We start from the raw sequence: 23,822 nt of genomic DNA on the forward strand, positions 1-23,822 counted from the left end.
TTCGGTAAAAATACACCTTTCAGCCTATTTTGTTTTAAAACCTTAGCGTTCGGGTATGGTAACCGGGCGAATAATCCCGCTCTCAACCTGGTCAGCTTCGACCCGAAGTACTCCCAGGTCATAGGTACCCGGCGCGAGCAGGGAGTAGGGTACTATCAGGCTGCGCCCCTGCTCAAACAGGCGAAGCAGGTTGCGCCCTGCGTACAGGTTTTGTTCTATACGAAATATATACAGCTCGTTGGCGCTACGCAGGAATGCGTAGGAGCCATTGTTCAAACCAGAACTATACGGAGTACCCGGTTCCAGCACAAAGAGCGAGTCCGGCGTAGTGCGTACCTCGACGTTGAGCGAAGCGGGCAACGGCTGCTGTATGGTTCGCATCTGGTCGTAGTAGGGTTTCAGCTCGTCCGGGTAGGTATATATGCCGCGGGAGGTAACGTCTTTCATCAGGTCTTCTACGTACTCGCCCGTTGGGGTACCGGGGAAGTGCCCCAGCCCAAACGAGTGGTGCTCCTGGTTGAATACATTAACCAGCAGGTTTTTCCGGCGTTCCCGGATGGTAGGCAGGTAGTGCAGCAGACTCATTCCCCAGATAAAAATACTAAGCCCGAGGGCAATCTGATAGCCCCTTTTGCGCCACTTATCGGTCGATATAGCTCCCAGGTAACCCAGGTACCCTACAATAAGGAACACCGCCGGGTACAGCTTGTAATTACTTACAACCATTACTTCAAAACCAAAGCGGGGCCGCAAAAAGCCAATAATAGCCGCGTTGGCCAGGATAAAAACGATTACTCCAAGCGAGAAGTAGGTTATTTCGTGCTGGCGAGAGATAGTGTCGTCCAGGCGCAGGGTGAAGCGGGGCAGCCGGGCGGGCCAGCGCAGGGTCCGGCGCATCCAGGGCAGCCCTAGCCCCAGCAACCAGGCTCCTACCCATACCATAGCCAGTATCCCCATCAGAACCGGCAGGGCCGTACGTACCTGGATGGGGCGTTCGTAAAAAAAGTCAAACAGCCCGCCCAGGAAAGCAAAGAAACCCAGAAATGACAGATGCGGGTGGTTTTTGAAGTACTCAATGCTGGCTTCATTACCCATGGTGGTCATACCCTGGAAGTACAGCCATACGGCCACTCCGCCCGCCACAAGCCAGATGGCCAGCTGCCGCCACTGCGACCACAGCAGCAGAATAGCCGCCCCGCCAACCCAGACGAAAATACCGTTGCTCATGGCAAAATTGGCGCAGAAACCAGCCAGAATGGCCCAGGCGAACTGCTTCCTAACCAGCAGGTACATGGTCAGGCAGACAAAAAATACCACCGGCTGGTGCTGTAAACTACAGATGGCCCACAGAAATATAAGGTGGTACTGAATTTGGAAAAGCAGGAAAGGTACCGGAAGGAAGTACTTGAAAGACAGGCGGCTGCTCCTGAAAACGCTCCAGAACAAAGCAAAGGTACCAAAGGTAAACAAGGCCCCGACTATGTGCAGGTAGGTAAAATGCAGCGTACCCGTAAGCCAGTAGTATACCACCGTCAGCAGCTTTCCAAATACCATCCGGTGCTCGTTGTTGGGGTGAAAGAGGAGGGCTACCTTCTGGAGGGTACTTTCACTCTGCACCCACTTGTTAAGCAGGTCCGGAAAAGGTTCGAAGTCATCAAACCAGGGTACATTGACCGAATACCGCAGCAGTACGTACACCCAGAACAGAACGGGCAACGCGGCCATAATCCCCAGTGCTATATTTTTATTCTTATTCACTTTACGTCTGTAACTTCCTTTGAGTAAATGTCTTTTTTGCCATGATAGCTGGCCAGGCACTTATTCCACAAATAGGTAGAATCAGGCCGGATGTCCTCCACAAAAAGGGTGTACGGTTGGTTTTGGAGTAAAGGCAGGTACAGTACCGAATCCGGAGAAGCCTTGATGAGGTCGTACCGTTGGTACATTTCCCGGTCAAAGGCCGCCGCTTTTCCGCTCAGCCAGTCTTTGTAGAGCAGTCGGGTATTGATATTCCCATAAAAAGTACCTAAAATAGTAATGGCCAGTGCCGTGATCAGCGCCAGGTACCCCCAGTCAGGTACTTTAACGGCGAAGGAGTACCGGCGCAGCAGGTAGTCGGTCAGAACGCCCAGGTTATAAAACCACCCGACCAGGAAGAACAGGTACACGCAGTTGATAATCCGGGGGGCCGGACTGCCTATGCCGTAGTAGGCCGGGAATAGCTGGACGACCAGCAGCCCAAGCCACAGCAGCACCGGGTACCATAATGGTACCTGAAAGTTGGTCCGGGCCTGCGGGCTCATCCGGGCCAGTAGGAGTACCCAGGCCAGCGAGAACAGCAGCAGCGGCAGGCTGAACCAATCCAGGGTCAGTTCGGCCAGTTTTTGAAACGACGATGTAATGGAGAGGGGAATGTTGCCGCTGAGGGTATCTCCGCCCATTCGTATTTTGTTGCCCGGCGCCCTTGCGTAGAGGAAACAGGAGAATAAAGCTACGACGGCGGTACTTACCATCAGGCCGTCCCACGTCCGCTGAAACAGCAGCCTATACCCCCACCAGCCCGCAATCAGCGCCGCCAGAATTACCAGGTTAGTTTCGCTGCTCCCTATAATGGCAAAGGCCAGAAAACCTACAAAAATGCCGGTGGCAATTTGCATGGACCGGGTTTCCAGCCGGTACCACCGCAGTACTACCACTATCCAGTACAGGGTGAGAATATTAGGAATGGTATAGGTTACAAAGCCCGCCGTCCAGTAAAATGCTTCGGCAATACTGGCCAGATTCAGCATGTACAGAAAGAAAAGTACCCCGGCAAAACCCGCGTGACCCAGCCGCGACAGGGTAGGGGTAAGCTGCCGGACCAGCAGGTACATAGACCCCGTCAGGCCCACCAGCAGGAGCAGGGGCAGTACCTTGAAGCCTTCGACCCACCCAAAAAGTAACGGATTGGAATGGTTGAGCAAGATACCAAAGTACCGTCCCGACCAGCCAATATAGTACCAATGCATAGCCCCTAGCCAGCCCCAATTGAACACCGTATCAATATAACAGTAGTCATCGGCCGGGGAAGGGTGGTTGTACAACGACAGTACTACCAGTGGCAACAAAACGCTTCCCAGCAAGGCCAGATTCAGCCAGTTACCGACCACGCGGTATTTCGTATATAAATTATTCATTCACTACTTTTTCAATAATATAGCGGGGACGGGCCTTTACTTCCTCGTATATTTTACCAATATATTCTCCGATGAGGCTCAGGGCCATCATATTGGAACCACTAAAAAAAGTAACCGGCAGCAGGGTGGAGGTCCAGCCGGGGATGGTCTGGCCCAGAAAGTAAGCCAGTACAATATACAGGACTATACCCATGGCCAGTAAGAAATTGAACGCGCCAAAGTACAGCACCAGCCGCATGGGATAGTTGGTAAAAGAAGTTATGCCGTTCCAGGCAAAGAGGAGCATTTTGCTCAGGGGGTACTTGGTTTCGCCGGCGGTTCGTTCAAGGCGTTTGTAGAAAACCTTCTGGCTCCTGAAACCAATTACGGGAATAATACCCCTCAGAAACAGATTTACCTCCCTAAAGTGCCCCAACTCCTGCAGAATGCGGCGGTCCATCAGGCGGAAGTCCGCGTGGTTAAACACTACCGGTACCCCCATTTTCTGCATCACCTTATAAAAACCCTCGGCCGTGGAGCGCTTGAACCAGCTATCGGTACTGCGGTCGTCCCGAACCCCGTATACGACCATAGCTCCTTCCTGGTAGCGCTGGATCATGGAAGTAATGGCGTTGATGTCGTCCTGGAGGTCAGCATCAATGGTCACAAAGCAGTCAAAATGGTCGATATGGTGTTCCAGCCCGGCCAGAATGGCGCTTTGGTGGCCGAAATTGCGCGATAATTTTACCCCGATTATGTCCGAATCCTGCTGGCTTAGCTCTTCAATAATATCCCAGGTACGGTCGCGGCTGCCATCATTTACAAAACATATCTTACTACCGGGGGTAATGAGTCCCTGGCCTTTAATGGTGGCGTAGTATGCTTTAAGGGTACTGTAGGTGTAATGCAGGATGGCTTCTTCGTTATAACACGGAATGACTAACAGCAAGTGAGCTGGTTTCATGGATTTACTGGGATTGTGCGAGGCAAAAATATAAACTTATGCGTTTTTCCTGACTTTAATTTGCCATTTCGTTAGTAGTGGGTAGGCTAGTACTGCCAGCAATATGACCAGGGTACCCAAATAAAAGCCCGTGGTCATTCGCTCTTTCTCCCCAAAGATCAGAAAAGCCAGGGCTATTCCGTAAACGGGTTCAAGATTTACCGTAAGATTAACCATATAAGCCGAAAACTGTTTCATCAGGTGGGTGCCCATTGAGTAAGCATAGACCGTACATACCCACGCCAGTACCAGTATCCACAGCCAGTCGGTAGCCCTGGGCCAGAGGGAGGTACCTTCGGTCCAGCCCATGGCCTGAAACAGTAACACAAATAGTACCGAACAGATACTCGCCCCGATCATTTCGTAAAAAGTAATAAGAAAGGCATCGTACCGCCGTACCAGGTGACTGTTGAATACCGTAAAAAGGGCCGCCAGTACCGCCGAACCCAACGCCAGGAGCAGGCCGGTAGCGTGGTCAAACTCAAACCGGAAAACGATGTAGAGGCCGGCTACGGCCACCAGTCCCAGCCCTACTTCGAGCGGACGGATGCGCTGGCGGTTTATGGCGGGTTCAACCAGGCTGGTCCAGAGGGAGGTAGTAGACATACCCGCCAGGCATACCGAAGCGGTAGCCACCCGGGCCGAAGCAAAGAACAAGATCCAGTGCATCGAGAGCAGAAACCCCACCAGCAGCATCCGAACGGCGTCGGTACGCGGTAGGGCAAATTTCTTTTTCTGCACATAAAGTACCACGGCCAGCCCTACCGCCGCCAGCACCGTGCGGTACAGCACCAGAGCCACGGGCGATACCGAAATCAAAAGGCCCAGAATAGCCGTGAACCCCCAGATAAGTACCAGAAAATGCAGCAGCAGGTACGAGCGAAGCGGCGGTGAAGCGGGCGGGCTCATCGGGGCAGGGTTTTAAATAAAATCAAACCTATAAAGGTAAATACAATATTAGGCAGCCATACCGCTAACAGCGTATTGATGTTACCGGCTTCGGCTACTCCCTTCGAAAGCAGAAAAAACAGGATATAAATAAAAGCCAGTACAAAGCCCATCGCAATTTGCCAGCCTACGCCGCGGCGGCTCTTGCGGGCCGACACTATAACCCCGATTGCCGTCAGGATCAGGATGGCGAAGGGTTGGGTAAAGCGGGTGTATTTCTCAATAAGGTATACCTCAACGCCGTCGGCTCCCCGGCTTTGCAGCAATTCAATGTAGCTGTTCAGTTCGGGTAGCGTAAAGGTTTCGAAGAGGTTATAATTACTCTCAAAGTCCTTGGGGGTGAGGTTAATCGTAGTATCTACCTGAGCGCCGTGGGTAAGGCTTTCGCGTAAGCTATCCAGCGTCCGGACGCGGTAATCGTGAATAGACCACTTTTTCTTTTCGGGCTGCCACACAATCCGGTCCGCCGACAGCTTTTGTATCAGCTTGTTTTCCTTGATGGTTTCCAGCGTAAATTTATTGCCGGTCATGGTGGCGACATTGTAGCTTTCCAGGTAAGCGTACACATCGGGAGCAATCTTTATGTGAACATTCCGGCCGTCGTAGTAAAACTCATCCTTGACGTATTTCTGTTCAAAAGCGTTACGGACTTTGTTGGCCTTGGGCAGCACCCAGCCCACCAGATAAAACGTAAGACTTCCCAGTACTATGGCGCCCATGAAGTAGGGGAGCAGCAACCGCCCGAAACTGATACCCGTACTCAGCATGGCCACGATTTCGGTGCGGGCGGCGATGCGCGAGGTAAAGAATACCGTGGCAATAAACACCATCAGCGGACTGATGTAGTTGGCCCAGTAGGGGATCAGGTTGAGGTAGTAATCAAAAAGTATGGCCCGGGCCGGGGCTTGCTTGTTAAGGAAGTTGTCGACTTTTTCGGTATAGTCAATCATACAGATAATCAGTACGATGACCAGGGCCACAAACAGGTACGTCAGCAGGAAATTTTTCAGTAAATAGCGATCCAGGATTTTCAGTTTCATAGAGGAAAACAAGCCTTAAAGGCGTTGCACTAGTACATTTTTGGACACTTCCTGGCTTACAAACAAAGTGCGCTGGTTATCTATCCGGATCAGGGCTGATTTATCAAATTCATTTATTTCCCGGATTTCAATCTGGCAGCCCAGGGTCAGGCCGGAGCGGTCGAGGTGCTGCAGAAAAGCCGGTGTGTGCTCAAGTACCCCCATCATCAGGGCCTTATGTCCGGTGTTCACCTCAGAAAGTTTGGTATAATTCGGCACGGGCATGTTGCCCCTAGCGTCGGGAATAGGGTCGCCGTGCGGGTCAAACTGGGGGTGCTCCAGAAAAGCATCCAGCCGCTCTACCAGGCGCTCAGAAGGAATGTGTTCCAGTTCCTCGGCTATGTCGTGTACCTCATCCCAGCCAAACCCCAGCTTTTCCACCAGAAAAACCTCCCACAACCGGTGTTTCCGGATTACTTTCAGGGCGAGCGTCTGCCCCTGCTCGGTCAGCCGCACCCCCTGGTACTTCTTGTAGTGGATCAGCCCTTTGTCGGCCAGTTTGCGCAGCATATCCGTCACGGATGCCGCCCTGGTGGCGGTACTTTCGGCCAGGGCGTTGGTACTCACTTCCAGATCTTCCCGTCCGGACAGGTTGTGGATGATCTTGAGATAGTTTTCTTCGGTGAACGAATTCTGCATTGGCTACTCTGCTGGTTGCGAAGGTTTTCTTTTGTCTTAACGCAAAAGTACACTTTACTTAGTATAATTAAAAAAATTTAGACTGGTCTAAAAATATGTTTAAATAAATTTTTAGATTTGTATTGAAATAGTAAAAACTTATTTTAAGACTATTGGTTAAAGGTACAGCTATGAAGTCAGAATTATCCTATGATATGCCCTCACAAAATAAAAAACAAGAAGTACCATTAGGGGCAATGGAGCGTCGGGGACTACCCTCCTTACCCGAAGTACATGCTTCTATTGCGGTACCGGAAGGAGCGGGGTTCTGGAAAAAGATGCGCGCTTTTATTGGACCGGGGTTAATGGTAGCCGTGGGCTACATGGACCCCGGCAACTGGGCTACCGATATTGAAGGGGGCTCCCGCTTTGGGTATACCCTGCTGTCGGTTATTCTTATTTCGAACCTTTTTGCCATGTTGCTGCAGCATTTGTCCCTGAAGCTGGGAATTGCCACGGGGCGTGACCTGGCGCAGGCCTGCCGCGACTACTACTCCCGTCCGGTGTCGTTTGTGCTGTGGGTACTTTGCGAAATTGCCATTGCGGCCACTGACCTGGCCGAGGTAATTGGCTCGGCCATTGCCCTGAACCTGCTGTTTGGGATGCCCCTACCGCTGGGCGTGGTACTGACCGGATTTGACGTACTGCTGATCCTGTATTTCCAAAAGAAAGGTTTCCGGCTCCTCGAGAGTATCGTGGGGGGGCTCATTGCCATTATCCTGGTAAGTTTCCTTTACGAAATGATCGTTTCCCAGCCTTCGCTGTCCGGTATCATGGGTGGACTGGTACCCCAAACCCGGATTGTTACCGATTCGTCCATGCTGTACATTGCCATTGGTATTCTGGGGGCTACCGTTATGCCGCATAACCTGTACCTGCACTCAAGTATAATCCAGACCCGGGCCTACAAGCGGGACGATGTGGGCCGAAAGTCAGCTATTACCTTTGCTACCATTGACTCGACCGTATCGCTGGGGCTGGCGTTTTTTATCAACGCTTCTATTCTGATTCTGGCGGCAGCGGCTTTTCATGACAATGGTCGCTTTGAGGTAGCCGACATAACCGACGCCTACCACCTGCTGGACCCGCTGCTGGGAGCCAAACTAGCCAGTATTTTCTTTGCGGTGGCGCTGCTGGCTTCGGGCCAGAACTCCACCCTGACGGGTACCCTGGCCGGGCAAATTGTCATGGAAGGCTTTCTGAACCTGCGCCTCAAGCCCTGGCTGCGCCGCCTCATTACGCGCCTGATTGCCATAGTACCCGCCCTGGTGGTGGCTATCATATATGGTGAGCGCGGTACTACCGAACTACTGGTACTGAGTCAGGTAATCCTGTCGCTGCAGCTCAGCTTTGCGGTGGTGCCCCTGGTACTATTTACTAGTAACAAGAGCCTCATGGGACGTTTTGCCAACAGCCGTGGCCTCACGGTCCTAAGCTGGATAATTACCTCTATTATTGTGGTGCTAAACGGGTACCTCCTATTGAATTTTTTCATGGAGTAGGTTAAAAATCAAATCTTACATTTAATCCAATAACGGTACTATCTTTGCGGGCTGTTTCCTAACTTCCGCCGTTTTCCGGCCGACAAAACATGGACACCCACAAACATACGGACAAGATTTCCCTGGCGGGCTCTTTAGTCGCATTAGGTATTATTTATGGTGATATAGGTACCTCTCCCCTCTATGTAATGCAGGCTATTATAGGGGAGAGCGGTATTACCGAACAGGTAATCTACGGGGCCTTGTCCTGTATAATCTGGACGCTTACCCTGCAAACGACCATTAAGTACGTAATCCTGATCTTACGAGCCGACAACCGGGGTGAGGGAGGGATATTCGCTCTCTTTGCGCTGGTACGCCGCCATGCCAAGTGGCTTACCATACCGGCCATAATCGGGGGAAGTACCCTGCTGGCCGACGGGGTCATTACGCCGCCCATTTCGGTGTCCTCAGCTGTTGAAGGACTCCGGATTATTTATCCTACCATTGAAACCATCCCCATTGTTTTAACTATAATCACCCTGCTCTTTCTGGTGCAGGCCTTTGGTACCAAAATGGTGGGTAGGGCCTTTGGCCCAATCATGATAGTGTGGTTCGCTATGCTGGCTGTACTCGGCCTGAACCAGATTGTACAGCATCCCGAAGTACTTAAATCATTTAATCCCTACTACGGATATTTGTTATTAGCCGAGCATCCCGAGGGTTTCTGGCTGTTAGGTTCGGTTTTTCTTTGTACGACCGGAGCGGAGGCGCTTTACTCGGATATGGGGCACTGCGGCCGGGGGAATATCCGGGCTACCTGGGGCTTTGTCAAAATAGCTCTTTTGCTTAACTACCTCGGACAGGGGGCCTGGCTGATTGTCCACGCCGGCGAGTTTTTACACGGGCGTAAGCCTTTTTATGAACTTATGCCAACCTGGTGGCTGCTGCCGGGCATTGCCATTGCCACCCTGGCGACTATTATTGCCAGTCAGGCTATGCTTACGGGGTCTTTCACCCTTATTTCGGAGGCTATCCGGCTTAACTTCTGGCCCAAAGTGCGGCTTATTTATCCGACCAATGAAAAAGGGCAACTGTACGTACCCAGTATTAACTGGCTGTTGTGGGCGGGTTGTGTAGGTATTGTACTGTACTTTAAGGAGTCAGCCAACATGGAGGCGGCCTACGGACTGGCGGTGAACATGACCATGGTCATGACTACCTTCCTGATGAGCTATTACCTGTATGTCCACCGGGTCCATATATGGTGGGTTATTGGGTTTCTGGTACTTTATTTATCCATTGAGCTTGCTTTCCTGGGCGCCAACCTGCTCAAATTTACCCATGGCGGCTGGGCATCGCTCCTGCTGGCCAGTATGGTAGGCCTGATTATGGTGGTCTGGCTGCGCGCCTTCTATATTAAGCTACGCCTGACTGAGTACGTAAAACTGGACGAGTACCTGCCCGCGCTGCGCGAACTTAGCAACGACATCAGTATTCCGAAGTACACGACGCACCTGATATTCATGTCCAATGCTTCTAGGGTATCTGAAATTGAAAGTAAAATTATTTATTCTATATTCCAGAAGCGACCCAAACGGGCGGATATCTATTGGTTTGTTCATGTGGATACGACCGATGACCCGTATACGATGGAATATAAGGTCAATGTTATCGCGGAAGATGACGTCATTAAGGTAACCTTCCGTTTGGGATTCCGGGTGGAGCAGCGTATCAACCTGTTCTTTAAAAAGGTAATTGAGGACATGGTAAAAAACCGCGAGGTAGATATTACCAGCCGCTACGAATCGCTTAGCCGGCATAACGTAACGGGCGATTTCCGGTTTGTAGTACTCGAGCGCTTCCTGTCCGTGGAGAACGACCTGCCGTTTTTTGAGCAGTTGGTTATGAAAGCCTACTTCGCCCTTAAAGGAATTACTACGGCCGAAGATAAGTGGTTCCGGCTGGAGAGTAGTTCCGTTAAAGTTGAAAAGGTACCTCTGGTGATTCGTCCCATCGAAAATGTAAAACTCAAGCGGGTATATAGCTAGTAAGCCGGGTACCTGACATAATTATTAATGAAAAACCACAGATTGGCCGCAATCTGTGGTTTTTTGTGGCGTCCTGGAATAATTCTTTGATAAAGTTTGTCAATCATTTATTCTAATTCCATGGACTCTGTTATTAAAGACGACCGCACTTCTGCCGACTCGGGTTGGGTAAGGTACCTGCCCCTGGTGTTGTCAGGCGCTATCATTGGAGGAGGAGTGGCGGCTTACTTTCTACTACCCGCGTTTGGCGAGTTTTGCCGCGAAGCCTGGCAGGTACTTACCAGTAATGATGAGTCCCGCATTGCCGACTGGATTGCTCAATTCGAATTTTGGGGACCCCTGTTATTGCTGGGTTTGTTTATAGTACAAATGGTAGCCTTTGTTATTCCTTCCTGGCTGCTGATACTGGTATGTACCCTGGCCTATGGCCCCTGGTGGGGAAGTGGCCTGGCTTTTGTCGGAATCTTTCTTGCTTCCACCATCGCCTATTTTATTGGAAAATCGCTGAGCGAGCACACCCTGCTGGCGCTCCTGGGTGAAAAGGCCGAACATAAAATGAGAACCTACCTCGAAAACTACGGACTGGGTACGGTGGTGGTATTCAGACTGGCGCCTTTTTTATCCAATGATACCATCAGTTTCGTGGCGGGTCTTACGTGTATGAAGTACTGGCGGTTTATGCTGGGTACTGCTTTGGGAATCAGTCCGCTTATTATACTTATGGCCTACCTGGGCGGCGATATTGAGCGTCTGCAGCGAGGGCTGATCTGGGCCAGTGCAATCTGTCTGGTTGGTTTTGGACTGTATGTTTGGTGGGACAAAAAATGGGGACCCGAAGCCAAAGAAAAAAAGCAGGCATAAACCCACCCGGCCAGAGTAAAGGAGCGCCAGGCAGGTAGTAGAACCCCCGCTTCACCAGCTTTATTCAATACTATATTTATCTTCTTTTTGACCTAAAAACCAATACACATGAGGTACAGACGGCTTGGAAAAACTGATTTCAGAGTATCCGAAATCAGCTTAGGTACCTGGCAGGTAGGCGGGAAGTGGGGCGAGACGTTTAGTCACGAAAGAGCAGATGGCATACTTAATGCGGCCGTAGATGCCGGCATTAACTTTATCGATACAGCCGATGTGTACGGAAACGGCGAGAGCGAAAAGGCCGTAGGCCGGCTGGTCAGGAATCGCAGCGAGCAGCTCTACGTTGCTACCAAGTGCGGTCGGCAGCTTAATCCGCACGTCAACGAAGCCTACCGGCCCGGGGTACTTAGGAAGTTTGTGGAGGACAGCCTCCAGAACATGAACCTCGAGCGTCTGGACCTGATTCAGCTGCACTGCCCGCCCACGGAGGTATACTACCGTCCCGAAATTTTTGAGCTGTTTGACCGCCTGAAACAGGAAGGAAAAATACAGCACCTGGGGGTAAGCGTCGAAAAAGTGGAAGAAGCCCTGAAAGCTATCGAGTTTCCCAACGTCACCACCGTCCAGATTATATTCAATATGTTTCGGCAGCGACCCGCCGAACTGTTCTTTTCCGAAGCCAGCCAACGCGATGTGGGTATTATTGTGCGGGTACCTCTGGCCAGTGGCCTGCTGACCGGGAAGTTTGATGAGCAGTCTACCTTCAAGGAAGGTGACCACCGCCATTTCAACCGCCACGGCGAAGCCTTCGACAAGGGGGAAACGTTCTCGGGTATAGACTACCAGACCGGCGTAGACGCGGTAAAGGAGCTGAAAGAAATTTTTTCCGCCTACGAAAATCTGGCACCGGTAGCCCTGCGCTGGATCCTGGATTTTCAGGAAGTAAGCTGTATTATTCCGGGAGCCTCGCGCCCGGAGCAGGTAGTTTCTAACCTGCACGCCCAGGAACTACCGCCGCTGGCTACCACTGAGCTGGAGGCCATCAAGGACCTTTACGAGCGGACCATCAAAGGCCAGGTACATCATCTCTGGTAAATCATGAAGCCACTCAATCGGGTTATCGTTTTACTTCAATTTCTATTAATTACCTTATCCGTTTCTGCCCAGGGGCTGTCGTGGACGGAGGTGGCGCCGGGGGTATGGAAGGCGGTGGCGGGCAAACCCGAAGCCTACAACCTGCTTACGGCCGCCGACGTAACTCCCAATAAGACGGCCCTTGCCCGCCTGGAAAAAGCACCGTTCCCGCTGCTGCGGGAGGAGATTAAAGTCCGGTTTCAGGATGGAAAAACCTACCTCCGGCTCCCCCTGGACCGAACCGAACAGCTGTATGGATTCGGACTCAACTTTCAGACGGTACACCAGCGGGGTAAAATCCTGCAGTTGCACGTTGACCATTATGGCAAATCAGATAATGGTCGCACGCACGCGCCCGTTCCGTTTTATGTATCGTCGAAAGGGTACGGTGTACTGATAAACTCAGCCCGGTACCTGGATATTTACGCCGGTTCGGCGGTACGGAAAGACAGCAAAAATCCTCCCGAACTCAAAGACCGTAACACCGACAAAACCTGGAGTGCCCGGCCCTACTCAGATGCCGTTGAGGTACTTATACCGGCCGCCGGACTGGAATTTTACGTATTTGCGGGTCCCAGTCCGCTGGATGCCGTACGCCGGTTCAATCTGTTTAATGGCGGGGGTACTTTGCCGCCGCGCTGGGGCCTGGGCTTTACGCAGCGGGTACACCGCCTTTACACGGCCGAACAGGTACTGGGGGAAGCCCGGGAGTTTGAAGAAAAGGGTTACCCACTGGATTTTATCGGACTGGAGCCCGGCTGGCAGAGCAAGTCTTACCCCTGTACCTTCGAATGGGACAAAGGCCGCTTTCCGGAACCTGAACGTTTTGTAAGGGAACTCTTGTCAAAAGGCGTACGCATTAATCTCTGGACTAACCCCTACGTGTCGCCGGAGGCTTCCATTTATCCTGAAATTGCCCCCTTCACCGCCTCCCATACCGTGTGGGTAGGGGCGGTGCCGGACTTGAGTATGCCCCGGGCGCGGGAGGTACTTTTCTCCAAGTTTGAGCAGGATCACGTGCGTATTGGCGTGAGCGGGTACAAAATCGACGAAGTGGATGGCTACGACTCTTACCTGTGGCCGGATGTAGCCACTTTTCCGTCCGGACACAGCGCCGAGCAAATGCGCCAAACCTACGGACTGCTGGTACAAAAGCATACCTTTGACTTATTCAGGAAAAACAATACCCGTACCTACGGACTGGTACGCGCCTCCAATGCGGGTGGTTCGTCCTTCCCCTACGTTATTTATAATGACAATTACAGCCACGAAGACTTCATAACAGCCCTGATCAACAGCGGCTATTCCGGGGTACTCTGGACGCCGGAAGTACGGGCATCCAAAACCGGTGAGGAGTGGCTGCGCCGGATGCAGACGGTCTGTTTCTCGCCCATGGCCATGATCAACGCCTGGTCCAGTGGTACCAGGCCCTGGTCATTTCCGGAAGTAGCCGAACAGGTAAAGCAGATGGCCCAGCTCCGGATGCAGATGATGCCCTACTGGTATACCGAGTTTGCAAAGTACCACTACCAGGGTACCCCGCCGTTCCGGTCCATGAACCTGGAAGCGGGCTTTGGTCAGGAAGCCAGAAAAGAAAAGAACTCGGCCAGCCTGGAAGAAAACCCCTACGAAGAGGCCGTTACGCGTGAGGTAAAGGATCAATACATGGCCGGAGAGTACCTGCTGGTGGCACCACTCTTTACCGGGCAAAGCACCCGTAAGGTTATCCTGCCCAAAGGCCGGTGGTACGACTTCTACACGGGTACTTTCGTGGGCAACGGTGAGGTAATCAGTGTCACGGCGGATCTGGATAAAATTCCCGTATTTGTAAAAGACGGGGGTATTATACCCCTGATGGCGCCCCGGCTGCATGCGCCCAAAGCCGGGGAACGGGTGGATATGGAAATCAGGCATTACGGCCAAAAGAATGGTAAGTACCTGCTCTACGATGACGACGGCGAAACCTTTGACTACGAAAAAGGCCGGTATAGCTGGCGGGAGATAAAGGTAGAACGCCAGCCCGACGGCCAGTGGAAAGGTACCCTTGCGGTAGCTGAGCCGGGCAAGCCCAACTCGGTAGGTACCGTTTCCTGGCGCTTCATGACCCAATAATTTGTTGGAATCTGTTCACTAAAAACCATAAAAACTACCTGAATCAGGAGACATCCGGGCAAACAATGTCCAAATCAGCGGGTTAAATAACAGACCTACTGCTGAAAAAATGAATGTACTGCTACTGATTTCAGGGATTGTGTTAGTAGTCTGGACCTATATTGAGGGGCTATGGACTACTATTTGGGTAGATGGTAATTCGGCTCCTCTCACCTCAAGGCTCACCTCCTGGTTCTGGAAGTTGATTCGCCAGGTATTTGGTACTGGCAATCATAAACTATTGAGTCTGGCTGGCCCCCTCATCCTTTTTGGAACGGTGGTCTCCTACATACTCCTGCTGTGGCTGGGCTGGACCCTTATTTTCTATTCTCAATCCATGGCCATCGTAAACAGTTCTACGGGTGCCCTTTCTGACTTTACGGATGTGCTCTGGTACGTGGCCTATTGCATGTTTACGGTCGGCAACGGAGATTTTATTCCTAATGGAAATACCTGGCAGGTACTTAGTGCTCTGGTGGCTTTCAGTGGTATGGGCATGGTTACGCTGCTGATAACGTATGTATTGCAGGTTGTAGCCGCTGTATCCCAGAAGCGGGCTCTGGCCAGCCAGATAACAGGTATTGGCAAGACCTCCGAAGAATTCGTAATACAGCAGTGGCACAAAAATGACTTTGGGGCCATTGAGTTACAGTTGAGTTCGCTGTCCCAGCAACTGGCCCTAATCAACGAACAGCATATGTCTTTTCCCATTCTGCACTATTACCATGCTGTGCAGATGGAGAAATCGCTGAATATGGCAGTCGCGATCCTGGATGATGCTCTGACCCTGATTGAATTTGGAGTAGAAGAGAAATTTCATCCCCCAAGGACTATCCTCAATTCGGCCCGGAAATCAATTGATAGTTATCTGACTACCCTTCAATCTGCCTTTATCCAGGTCGCGGACGAAGAACCACCCAGACCTGATTTAGCCAGCATCAGTAAGCAGGGAATTCCTACAATACCGGAGCGGGAGTTTCACCAAAAATTTAAAGACCTGACCGAAAGGCGAAAGCTTCTTTTGGGCAATATAAACAACGGAGCCTGGCACTGGCCGGCTCCTCACTAACCAATTGGACTATGGATGATCCTGTATTTTTCTGGAGTGGCTGGGAGCCTATTCTCCGCATTCTGGTAGTAGGGACCCTTACCTATTTGGGTATCATAGTACTGCTGCGTATGTCGGGAAAGCGCACTCTGGCCAGTATGAACGCCTTTGACTTTATTATTACCATTACCATGGGGTCTGCTTTTGGCCGGATTCTTACGGCCAAAACCGTGTCGGTAGCGGAGTCATTGACAACCTTTCTGCTGCTGGTTTCGCTTCAGTATATATTTTCATTTATTGAAGTACGTTCCAGCTTCTTTTCAAAACTCATCACCTCTCAGCCTACTTTACTTTTCCACGGGGGCAACTTGCTGGAAAAAAATATGCGCAAAGAACGGGTCCGGAAAGATGACTTACTGGGGGCCGTCCGAAAAAAAGGACTAAGTGGCCTGGACAAGGTTGAAACAATTATTCTGGAAACAGACGGCTCATTTTCAGTCATAAAGAAAACGGATGGGGATTAGATGCTTTTCTTAATTGAGCTTAATGTTTTGTAAGTCAGCAAATTAGAGAATTGCTCTTCCTGAGATAGAAGCTCCGAAATTTATATCGCAAAATTAACAATCGGCATTTTTATTGCTGGTAGGTAGGGTGTAATTAAACATCCTGTGCGTATGAGGCCGCTATTACTTTTGCTAACGTTTTTTACCTTGGGTTGGCATACCGCCTGCTGCCAATCCGGCCTGCTTAATTTTTCTGAGAACGGTATAGTCATTGGCTCCCCGGCACCTACCCCCCATTCCTCGGCTGTCCTGGAACTTAACAGTTCTAATCAGGGACTTCTGATTCCCCGGCTTTCCTATTCCCAGCTAACCTCCATCAGCTCACCCGCTGTGGGTTTATTGGCCTATGTGCCGGATTCGAGTGGGTTGTATTATTTTACCAATACTACTTCAACCCCTGCCTGGCAGAAACTGGGCGTCGAAACCTGGCGGAAAGTGGCGGGTACCGACCTGGTACAGACCATTGAAAACAGCCGCTTTGTGATGGGGCCCATGGTCAATACCCCCGAGGGATATCGTTTGTACGTGAACGGAGGAATACTGGCTACCAGTATGCGGGTGGCTATTGCTAATTCCAGTAAGTGGGCCGACTATGTTTTTCAACCGGAGTACCCTATTTTACCCCTAAAAGAGGTAGAAAAGTTTATTCAGAAAAATGGTCATCTACCCCGGGTACCATCGGCCGAAACCGTAGCGAAGGAGGGAGTAGATGTAGCCGAAATGCAGGCCAGGTTGCTGGAAAAGATTGAAGAACTTACCCTCTATATCATACAGCAGGAAAAGCGAATAGAGCTGCTGGAAGGGAAATTAACCGCCGCCGGCAATGACTAATCAACTACCTTTTACCGGCTGTAAGGGGCAACTATTCCTTCGGTTCAGACTGCCGCTTCTGGTAGTGCTGGTACTATGCCTGGGGGCCGGAAGGGCCTTTGCGCAGCCAGCAGGATTTGTAGACGAGGCCGTGGCGGGATTCAGTGGGTCCGGCATTGTGGTAGGTATTACATTTGATGAAAGCGGGCGGCTCTTTGCCTGGCAACACGATGGAGCGGTGTGGGTTATTAATAATGGTGTAAAGGCCAGTGTACCCCTGATAGATATTTCCTCGGAATGCGAAGATGAGGGTGACCTGGGACTTATTGGTTTTGCCTTAGACCCCAATTTCCTAACCAATGGCTATATCTACCTGTCTTATGCTGTAAAGCCGGAAGCCATTCCCCTGTCAAGTTATGATAGCTCACCCTATGCCCGGATACTCCGCGTTAGCCGCTATACAGTCTCCAATCCTGCTGCTACTTTTCCAACGGCAAATCTGGCTACCGGGGTAAGTCTTTTCGGAGAAACCCCCGCTATGGGTGCTCCCATTCTTTCTTTTTACCACATGGGTGGTGGCATCTGTTTCGGTGGAGATGGCTCTCTCCTGATTTCCATTGGTGACGGGGGAATGTACGATAACCAGGATTTTGGGTCTCATCCGGCTACTGCCTTTCAATCGGCGCTTGACAATGGAATTATGACCGAAGACCAGGATATTGGCATGTTTCGGAGCCCTTACGACTATTCATTTTCGGGTAAACTTTTACGACTCGACCCCGCTACGGGCGATGGCTTACCGGGTAACCCGGGCTACGATGCCGCTGATCGGCGTTCGTTTCAATCCAGGATTTGGGCAAAGGGACTACGGAATCCCTGGAAATTAGTACATGTCCCGGGTACGGGTAAGTACCCCCATGATCCGGGTAAAATACTGATTGGGGATGTTGGCCAATCTGACTTTGATGAACTCAACCTGGTAGACCAACCCGGTCTTGATTTTGGCTGGCCTTTCTACGAAGGCATGAACCACCGGTACTACCGGCCGGAAAAGGTCTATCCTACCGAATGGGAAAAACCGATTCTGGCTTACCGCAACGGGGGCGAAATCCGTAACGGCTCCGTCATTACACCCCTGGGTTCGCTACCGGACAACGATGCCTCCATGTCGGGTACATCCATTGTAATCGGGGCTTTTTATAACCACGACGATTTCCCGGAGGAGTACCAGCGTGCTTTGTATATTGCTGACTACACGGGTAACTGGATTAACTACATCCAATTTGATGAAGGCCACCATCCGGTTGGGGTAAAGCGTTTTTTTACAAATTCACATAGTATTTTCAGTATTGCCGTGAGTCCTTACGGAAACGGTATTTACTATTCTGACCGGACCTCCGTCAGGAGGATTCGTTATGCACCAGGAAACAGGCCTCCGGTTGCCCGGATCAGTGCGGATTCGCTCTTCAGCCATGATAAAGTACTTACTACCGGCCTCAATGGCCAGAATAGCTACGACCCGGATGGTGATCTTCTCACGTACAATTGGGATTTTGGCGATGGTACTTCGGAGTCCGGGTTGGCTCCTCACCACAAATTTTCTACACTATCGGACGCGCCGGTTAAATTTAAAGTAATCCTGACGGTGACTGACACGTACGGACTTTCCGCTGCTGATTCGCTCTGGATTTCGTTGAATAATGCTCCACCGCTTATTGGCAACGCCGAATTGGCTTTTAGTCAGGCCAGTCCGTCCGATGTTTTCCAGATTAATTTAAATGGATCAGCCACTGACGGACAAACCGATGCGGCATTGCTAAAATATACCTGGGAAATTTACCTGGGCCACAACGGACACGAGCATCTGGATAAAAGGCAGGAGTCACAGTCAGTAAGTTTAAACATGGATGCACTGTACTGCGGAGACGAAGGGAGTGAGTCCTACTACTACAAGTTCCGCTTTATCGCTACTGATCCCGAAGGAAACAGCAGCTTTGCGGACCGGTTTATTTATCCGAATTGTGGCAAAAACAGCCAAACGCTGTCTTTTGACCTTATCGCTGATAAACTAACAACCGATGCCCACATTACCCTACAGGCATCTGCTACTTCTGGTTTGCCGGTTAGGTACTACATTGTGCGGGGTGAAGCCACTGTTTTGGGAAATACGCTTACCCTGATCGGTAAACCGGGAACCGTAACCGTAAGGGCTTCGCAGCATGGAGATGCCAGCTATAACCAGGCCCGGTATATTGACCAGACTTTTACGGTAAAAAGGCCTTTTAGTGCCCAGGAATTAAGCTTTGCCACTATTGGTGATAAAACTGTCAGTACGCCCCCATTTGGCTTAGAGGCATCGGCAGGTACTGGGCGAGCCGTCAGGTATATCGTTATGGGAGGACCAGCCGTGGTTAATGGAGGAGTAATAACCCTGACCGGGCAGGAGGGGTATGTACAGCTGCGGGCCTACGAAGCCGGAGATGACGCTACTGCGGGGGTATTTGCCGATCAAACCTTTTTGGTAAGAGATCCATGCCCTGCGCACAGAACGCTTAGCGGTACTTTAACTGTAACACCAGCGCATCCTTACGCTGCCGCCATTGACCTGATAACCACCAATACCGTTGAGTCTGGGGTTGAGGTATACTATAAAGCCGGTGAAAGTATACAACTCAATGAAGATTTCTTTGCCAGGGAAGGTAGCTTTGCCGATATGGCCATTGAAGGTTGTGAAAATGAATAGGCAGGGCTCTCGTCCCTGCCTACTTTCTACAATAATTAATACTCTTCATCTATTCATCCCATAGCTCAGCCGTGGTAGTATAGTAGGCACCTTCCCTGGCCCAGGTACTTCCGTTAATAAACCGGAAGCCACGGTCGAGTTCAGCAATTTGGGCCATATCTTCACCATCCAGGGCCACTGAAGCGGCTTCCAGGTTTTGTTGCAGACGAACGGGACTTACCGATTTCGGAATGACCGAGGTACCCCGGTGAACCGCCCAGCTAATCAGGACCTGAGCCGGTGAGCAACTGTGTTTTTCGGCAATAGCGGCAATAGTGGCGTCTTCCAGTAACACCGGGTCATTGGTTTGAATCAGGTGTACGGGCCGGTCGCTGGACCCCAGCGGAGAGTAGGCCGTGATGTGAACATTTTCCTGCTTACAGTAGTTGAGCAAGGCGTTCTGCTGCAGGTAAGGGTGCATTTCTACCTGGTTCATCTCCGGCCGGATCCGGGCCGTCGACAGCAGGTTTTTTATCTTGGGAATGCTAAAGTTAGAAACGCCGATGTGCCTTGCCAGCCCCTGTTCGGCGCACTGCTCCATGGCTTCCCAGGTTTCGGACAGGGGTACTTCATCCAGGCTAAGAAAATCTTCGGCGCTGCCGGGGAAACCAATGCCCTCTTTCAGGGCTACGGGCCAGTGAATAATGTACAGGTCCAGGTAGTCCAGGTTCAGGTCCCGCAGGGTTTGCTGGAGCGCGGGTAGTACCTGCTCTTTCCGGTGCGCGTTGTTCCAGAGTTTGGAGGTCACCCACAGGTCCTCCCGTTGTACTACACCCGACGCCATGGCGTCTTTAAAAGCCTGGCCAATTTCAGCTTCATTTCCATAAATAGCCGCACAATCGATGTGGCGATACCCGATACGAAGGGCTTCCGTGACGGCCTTGTATACTTCGCCTTCTTTGGATTTCCAGGTACCCAAACCAATAGCTGGCATTGTATCGCCATTTCTGAATTGCAGTATTTTCATCATACAGTAGGGAAAGTGTTTGTGATAGATAGTAAATGCTTTAACTATGGAACCGGAGAAGCAAAAGAAGGTTTAGGGCCAGACGTCATTATCGGTCACCAACCCGGCCCCGGAGGCCTTGTACAATTCCCCGTTCAACATTTTTCATATTCTGGCTTCCTATAAAAAGCAGCCTGTTGTATAACAGCTTATCTCCTCAGAATGCCTTACCGGGAGAAGTACTATCGTGTACTACCCGAGCAGAGGGCGTCAGTCGCCACCAAAGCATGTTGTTTACCTGCTGGTACTGCTCAAAGTGTAGTTTTTTCAGGGTACGCTGCGAGGCCAGGTTTTCCTGTTCGGTTTCGGCCAGTATACACTTTACCGCCGGTTGCTGAAACGCCCAGAGGATTATGCCCCCGAGGGCTTCAGTCATGTAGCCCTTGTTCTGAAAATCGTCATAGATGCCGTAACCTACCTCTACCTCCCCGGCTTCATTAGGGTCGCCCTTAAAGCACAAGTCGCCCACAATAATATTTTCCTGCTTATGGATAATGGTCCAGAGGGTAAAGAAAAGCGGTACGCTGAAGAGCCCCTCCATGCTGGGCAGCAGCATCACTTCCAGCGCTTCCATCAAAGCCGGAGGTACTGTACGGGGAACGGGTTTTACGCCCAGCTCTTTTTCCAGCGAAAAATCAGTCTTTATGTATTTTTTCAGCTGTCGGTGCGTCAGCGGTACTATCCGGAATCGCCCGGTTTCTACCAAAGGAGTAGTCATATCAGATTTTAGTGGTGCGGAGTTTCAATAAAAACCAGTATACGTGATAACAACAGGTCAGGGACAAAGTTACAGGTTTCTCTGACAGCCGGGGTACGGGTTCAAGTACAATTTTACGTTCAGATTAAACTTCGGCTGCGGGGTTAGGTACCTGAGGGTAGATGATAAGTACCCGCTGAAAAATAGTCGGTCTGTTTCTCCAATTTTAGGAATATTATAACTTTGGGCGCGGGAGTTAGTTATATACCCCGGACATCCTTTCATTCAATTATCTATTCATGAAAATACTCATCACCGGAGGAGCCGGGTTCGTGGGGTCGTCGTTAGCTATTTCGCTCAAACAAAATTATCCTGATTATCAAATTTTCGCGCTGGATAACCTTAAGCGCCGGGGCTCAGAGCTCAACCTCAGCCGTCTGAAGGAGCAGGGGATAGAGTTTGTCCACGGTGATATCCGTAGTAAGGAAGACTTTGACGCGCTGCCTGCCGTGGACAAGGTTATTGAGGCTTCGGCTGAGCCATCGGTACTGGCCGGCCTGGACGGTACCCCCGACTACCTCATTAACACCAATCTGTTCGGGACGGTGAACTGCCTCAACTACGCCCTCAGGCACAAGGCCGACTTTATATTTCTTTCGACCAGCCGGGTGTATCCCATCAAAACCATCGAAACGCTGAACTTCGTAGAGGAAGAGACACGCTTTGCCCTGGCCGATGAGCAGCCGGTTTCAGGAGTATCATCCAAGGGCATTGCCGAAGAGTTTCCGCTCGACGGAGCCCGTTCGCTGTATGGTACTACCAAGCTGGCGTCTGAACTGATTATTCAGGAATACAACGAATTTTACGGTTTAAAAACCATTATTAACCGCTGCGGTGTACTTACCGGCCCCTGGCAAATGGGTAAAGTAGACCAGGGCGTCATGGTACTTTGGATTGCCAAGCATTATTTTGACCAGCAACTCGGGTACTTCGGGTACGGCGGTACCGGGAAACAGATTCGGGACATGCTACACGTAGCTGACCTTTACCGGCTTATTGACTGGCAGTTGCACAACATCGATAAAGTAAACGGGGAAATCCTGAACGTAGGCGGCGGGCTGGAAAGCAGCGCCTCGCTGCAGGAACTGACCAAGGTTTGCCAAGAGGTAACGGGCCGCACTATACCCATCAAGGCAGTGGCCGAAACCCGCACCGCCGACATCCGTTTATACGTAACCGACAACTCCAAAGTGACCGCTATGACCGGCTGGAAACCCCGGATAGGAATCCGTCAGATTGTGGAAGAAATCACTGCGTGGCTGGCCGAAAATGAAAAGGACCTGGCGCCAATTCTGAAGTAATTATTGTAACAAAACACCCGGAGTCGCAGAGGTAGATTTTTTTCTCTGCGGCTCTTTCTTCCTTTTACCTGCTCCTCCTCTTTTAAATTCCTGTGCCTTAGCCCGGCTTTTTTTGTTATACTTAAACACTGTACAAAAAGCGGAAGCTATGAAGATAATTGAATGTCCCCGGGATGCCTGGCAGGGGTACCATCCTTTTATTCCGACGGAGCAAAAGGTTAAGTACCTCAACACGTTACTCCGGGTGGGCTTTGATACCCTTGATTTCGGGAGTTTTGTGTCAGCTAAAGCTATGCCGCAGGTAAGTGACACCGAGCTGGTAGTCAGGCAGCTTGACCTGACGGGTACCACTACACGGTTGCTGGCTATAGTGGCCAACGAGCGTGGGGCGCAGGAAGCCTGCCAACACGAAGCCATCAGCTACCTGGGGTACCCCTTTTCTATTTCCGAAACCTTCCAGCTGCGCAATACCAACGCCACCATTGTGGAGTCGGTGGGGCGGGTGGAAGCCATTCAGGAGCTATGCCGACAGCACGGCAAGGAACTCGTTATTTATATTTCCATGGGATTTGGGAATCCCTACGGTGACCCCTGGAATGCCGGGGTAGCGTTGCATTGGGTGGAGCAACTGGCGACGCTGGACATCCGGATATTTTCCCTGGCTGACACGGTGGGTGTTGCCGGGGCCGACGATATTCAGACTATTTTTAGTCAGCTGGTACTCTCGCGGCCCGACCTCGAGTTTGGGGCGCATTTTCACACCACGCCGACTAACTGGCGGGAGAAGGTACTTGCTGCCTATAAAGCAGGCTGCCGACGGTTCGACGGTGCCTTGTTTGGCTATGGAGGTTGCCCCATGGCGCAGGATACCCTCGTCGGAAACATGCCAACCGAAAACCTGCTGGACTTTGTGCAGGATAAGCAGGAACTACTGCCACTTGACTACGAAGCCCTGGCCGAGGCCCAAAGGCAGTTTTCTTTGTTAGTAAACTAACAGGCCCGGGGCAGCGATCT

19 protein-coding genes are annotated in these 23,822 nt (G+C 51.1%); 11 read left to right on the plus strand and 8 right to left on the minus strand.

All coding sequences use genetic code 11. The features are described from left to right. Positions 1 to 42 precede the first annotated feature (42 nt). Genes VGN67_RS11145 through VGN67_RS11170 form a run of 6 tightly spaced genes read right to left on the minus strand, consistent with a single transcriptional unit; the run spans position 43 to position 6,824 of the window. The gene (locus VGN67_RS11145; RefSeq protein WP_327486903.1) at positions 43 to 1,758 is read right to left on the minus strand and encodes a hypothetical protein; all 1,716 of its coding nucleotides are present in this window, start codon (positions 1,756 to 1,758) and stop codon (positions 43 to 45) included. Next, the gene (locus VGN67_RS11150) at positions 1,755 to 3,176 is read right to left on the minus strand and encodes a DUF6056 family protein (RefSeq protein ID WP_327486904.1); all 1,422 of its coding nucleotides are present in this window, start codon (positions 3,174 to 3,176) and stop codon (positions 1,755 to 1,757) included. Before VGN67_RS11150 ends, VGN67_RS11145 begins: the two co-directional genes overlap by 4 nt. Continuing rightward, complete coding sequence (locus tag VGN67_RS11155) at positions 3,169 to 4,119, minus strand: glycosyltransferase family 2 protein (protein WP_327486905.1); 951 nt, start codon at positions 4,117 to 4,119, stop codon at positions 3,169 to 3,171. The genes VGN67_RS11150 and VGN67_RS11155 overlap by 8 nt, the downstream gene beginning before the upstream one ends. 36 nt (positions 4,120 to 4,155) lie before the next feature. Continuing rightward, on the minus strand, positions 4,156 to 5,067 hold the full coding sequence (locus VGN67_RS11160) for a DMT family transporter (RefSeq protein ID WP_327486906.1): 912 nt from the start codon (positions 5,065 to 5,067) through the stop codon (positions 4,156 to 4,158). Beyond that, positions 5,064 to 6,140, minus strand: coding sequence for an LptF/LptG family permease (locus VGN67_RS11165; protein WP_327487129.1), 1,077 nt, complete (start codon positions 6,138 to 6,140; stop codon positions 5,064 to 5,066). The genes VGN67_RS11160 and VGN67_RS11165 overlap by 4 nt, the downstream gene beginning before the upstream one ends. A 21-nt stretch (positions 6,141 to 6,161) precedes the next feature. Next, entirely contained in the window at positions 6,162 to 6,824 is a 663-nt protein-coding gene (locus VGN67_RS11170; RefSeq protein ID WP_327486907.1) for a metal-dependent transcriptional regulator, read from the minus strand. 236 nt (positions 6,825 to 7,060) lie between these two features. On the opposite strand from VGN67_RS11170, the gene VGN67_RS11175 reads away from it, so the two are divergent. The 9 genes from VGN67_RS11175 to VGN67_RS11215 all read left to right on the plus strand — a co-directional run bounded on the left by VGN67_RS11175 (position 7,061) and on the right by VGN67_RS11215 (position 19,705). Further along, the gene (locus VGN67_RS11175; RefSeq protein WP_327487130.1) at positions 7,061 to 8,365 is read left to right on the plus strand and encodes an Nramp family divalent metal transporter; all 1,305 of its coding nucleotides are present in this window, start codon (positions 7,061 to 7,063) and stop codon (positions 8,363 to 8,365) included. Positions 8,366 to 8,454: 89 nt separating this feature from the next. Further along, a complete protein-coding gene (locus VGN67_RS11180; RefSeq protein WP_327486908.1) occupies positions 8,455 to 10,395 on the plus strand; it encodes a KUP/HAK/KT family potassium transporter in 1,941 nt (646 codons plus the stop codon). Between the two features lie 120 nt (positions 10,396 to 10,515). Continuing rightward, on the plus strand, positions 10,516 to 11,256 hold the full coding sequence (locus VGN67_RS11185; RefSeq protein ID WP_327486909.1) for a TVP38/TMEM64 family protein: 741 nt from the start codon (positions 10,516 to 10,518) through the stop codon (positions 11,254 to 11,256). Between the two features lie 108 nt (positions 11,257 to 11,364). Continuing rightward, complete coding sequence (locus VGN67_RS11190) at positions 11,365 to 12,351, plus strand: aldo/keto reductase (protein WP_327486910.1); 987 nt, start codon at positions 11,365 to 11,367, stop codon at positions 12,349 to 12,351. 3 nt (positions 12,352 to 12,354) lie between these two features. Then, positions 12,355 to 14,502: a TIM-barrel domain-containing protein gene (locus VGN67_RS11195; RefSeq protein WP_327486911.1), complete on the plus strand. Its 2,148-nt coding sequence runs from the start codon at positions 12,355 to 12,357 to the stop codon at positions 14,500 to 14,502. Between the two features lie 109 nt (positions 14,503 to 14,611). Beyond that, complete coding sequence (locus tag VGN67_RS11200) at positions 14,612 to 15,610, plus strand: potassium channel family protein (RefSeq protein ID WP_327486912.1); 999 nt, start codon at positions 14,612 to 14,614, stop codon at positions 15,608 to 15,610. A gap of 11 nt (positions 15,611 to 15,621) precedes the next feature. Continuing rightward, entirely contained in the window at positions 15,622 to 16,113 is a 492-nt protein-coding gene (locus VGN67_RS11205; RefSeq protein ID WP_327486913.1) for a DUF421 domain-containing protein, read from the plus strand. 150 nt (positions 16,114 to 16,263) lie between these two features. Continuing rightward, positions 16,264 to 16,983, plus strand: a complete 720-nt coding sequence (locus VGN67_RS11210) for a hypothetical protein (protein WP_327486914.1) — start codon at positions 16,264 to 16,266, stop codon at positions 16,981 to 16,983. Beyond that, entirely contained in the window at positions 16,976 to 19,705 is a 2,730-nt protein-coding gene (locus tag VGN67_RS11215; protein ID WP_327486916.1) for a PQQ-dependent sugar dehydrogenase, read from the plus strand. Before VGN67_RS11210 ends, VGN67_RS11215 begins: the two co-directional genes overlap by 8 nt. Before the next feature lie 49 nt (positions 19,706 to 19,754). Here the strand turns inward: VGN67_RS11215 and VGN67_RS11220 are convergent, their stop codons facing one another. Both VGN67_RS11220 and VGN67_RS11225 read right to left on the minus strand, forming a co-directional pair. Continuing rightward, positions 19,755 to 20,714, minus strand: a complete 960-nt coding sequence (locus tag VGN67_RS11220) for an aldo/keto reductase (RefSeq protein WP_327486917.1) — start codon at positions 20,712 to 20,714, stop codon at positions 19,755 to 19,757. 193 nt (positions 20,715 to 20,907) lie between these two features. Continuing rightward, a complete protein-coding gene (locus tag VGN67_RS11225; RefSeq protein ID WP_327486918.1) occupies positions 20,908 to 21,468 on the minus strand; it encodes a GNAT family N-acetyltransferase in 561 nt (186 codons plus the stop codon). Positions 21,469 to 21,746: 278 nt separating this feature from the next. On the opposite strand from VGN67_RS11225, the gene VGN67_RS11230 reads away from it, so the two are divergent. Next, positions 21,747 to 22,808 carry an NAD-dependent epimerase/dehydratase family protein gene (locus VGN67_RS11230; protein ID WP_327486919.1) on the plus strand — a complete coding sequence of 354 codons (1,062 nt, stop codon included), beginning with the start codon at positions 21,747 to 21,749 and terminating at the stop codon, positions 22,806 to 22,808. Positions 22,809 to 22,956: 148 nt separating this feature from the next. Beyond that, positions 22,957 to 23,802, plus strand: a complete 846-nt coding sequence (locus tag VGN67_RS11235) for a hydroxymethylglutaryl-CoA lyase (RefSeq protein ID WP_327486920.1) — start codon at positions 22,957 to 22,959, stop codon at positions 23,800 to 23,802. The last annotated feature ends 20 nt before the right edge of the window (positions 23,803 to 23,822 follow it).

It is taken from the genome of Telluribacter sp. (assembly GCF_035998675.1).
Lineage (GTDB): Bacteria > Bacteroidota > Bacteroidia > Cytophagales > Spirosomataceae > Telluribacter.

Bases quoted from the DNA above. Each gene is read 5' to 3' on its own strand.
- VGN67_RS11195 (WP_327486911.1), top strand. From the start codon at position 12,355: ATGAAGCCACTCAATCGGGTTATCGTTTTACTTCAATTTCTATTAATT.
- VGN67_RS11150 (WP_327486904.1), bottom strand. From the start codon at position 3,176: ATGAATAATTTATATACGAAATACCGCGTGGTCGGTAACTGGCTGAAT.
- VGN67_RS11230 (WP_327486919.1), top strand. From the start codon at position 21,747: ATGAAAATACTCATCACCGGAGGAGCCGGGTTCGTGGGGTCGTCGTTA.
- VGN67_RS11225 (WP_327486918.1), bottom strand. From the start codon at position 21,468: ATGACTACTCCTTTGGTAGAAACCGGGCGATTCCGGATAGTACCGCTG.
- VGN67_RS11235 (WP_327486920.1), top strand. From the start codon at position 22,957: ATGAAGATAATTGAATGTCCCCGGGATGCCTGGCAGGGGTACCATCCT.
- VGN67_RS11190 (WP_327486910.1), top strand. From the start codon at position 11,365: ATGAGGTACAGACGGCTTGGAAAAACTGATTTCAGAGTATCCGAAATC.
- VGN67_RS11210 (WP_327486914.1), top strand. From the start codon at position 16,264: ATGAGGCCGCTATTACTTTTGCTAACGTTTTTTACCTTGGGTTGGCAT.
- VGN67_RS11215 (WP_327486916.1), top strand. From the start codon at position 16,976: ATGACTAATCAACTACCTTTTACCGGCTGTAAGGGGCAACTATTCCTT.
- VGN67_RS11175 (WP_327487130.1), top strand. From the start codon at position 7,061: ATGGAGCGTCGGGGACTACCCTCCTTACCCGAAGTACATGCTTCTATT.
- VGN67_RS11155 (WP_327486905.1), bottom strand. From the start codon at position 4,119: ATGAAACCAGCTCACTTGCTGTTAGTCATTCCGTGTTATAACGAAGAA.
- VGN67_RS11205 (WP_327486913.1), top strand. From the start codon at position 15,622: ATGGATGATCCTGTATTTTTCTGGAGTGGCTGGGAGCCTATTCTCCGC.
- VGN67_RS11160 (WP_327486906.1), bottom strand. From the start codon at position 5,067: ATGAGCCCGCCCGCTTCACCGCCGCTTCGCTCGTACCTGCTGCTGCAT.
- VGN67_RS11185 (WP_327486909.1), top strand. From the start codon at position 10,516: ATGGACTCTGTTATTAAAGACGACCGCACTTCTGCCGACTCGGGTTGG.
- VGN67_RS11200 (WP_327486912.1), top strand. From the start codon at position 14,612: ATGAATGTACTGCTACTGATTTCAGGGATTGTGTTAGTAGTCTGGACC.
- VGN67_RS11180 (WP_327486908.1), top strand. From the start codon at position 8,455: ATGGACACCCACAAACATACGGACAAGATTTCCCTGGCGGGCTCTTTA.
- VGN67_RS11220 (WP_327486917.1), bottom strand. From the start codon at position 20,714: ATGATGAAAATACTGCAATTCAGAAATGGCGATACAATGCCAGCTATT.
- VGN67_RS11170 (WP_327486907.1), bottom strand. From the start codon at position 6,824: ATGCAGAATTCGTTCACCGAAGAAAACTATCTCAAGATCATCCACAAC.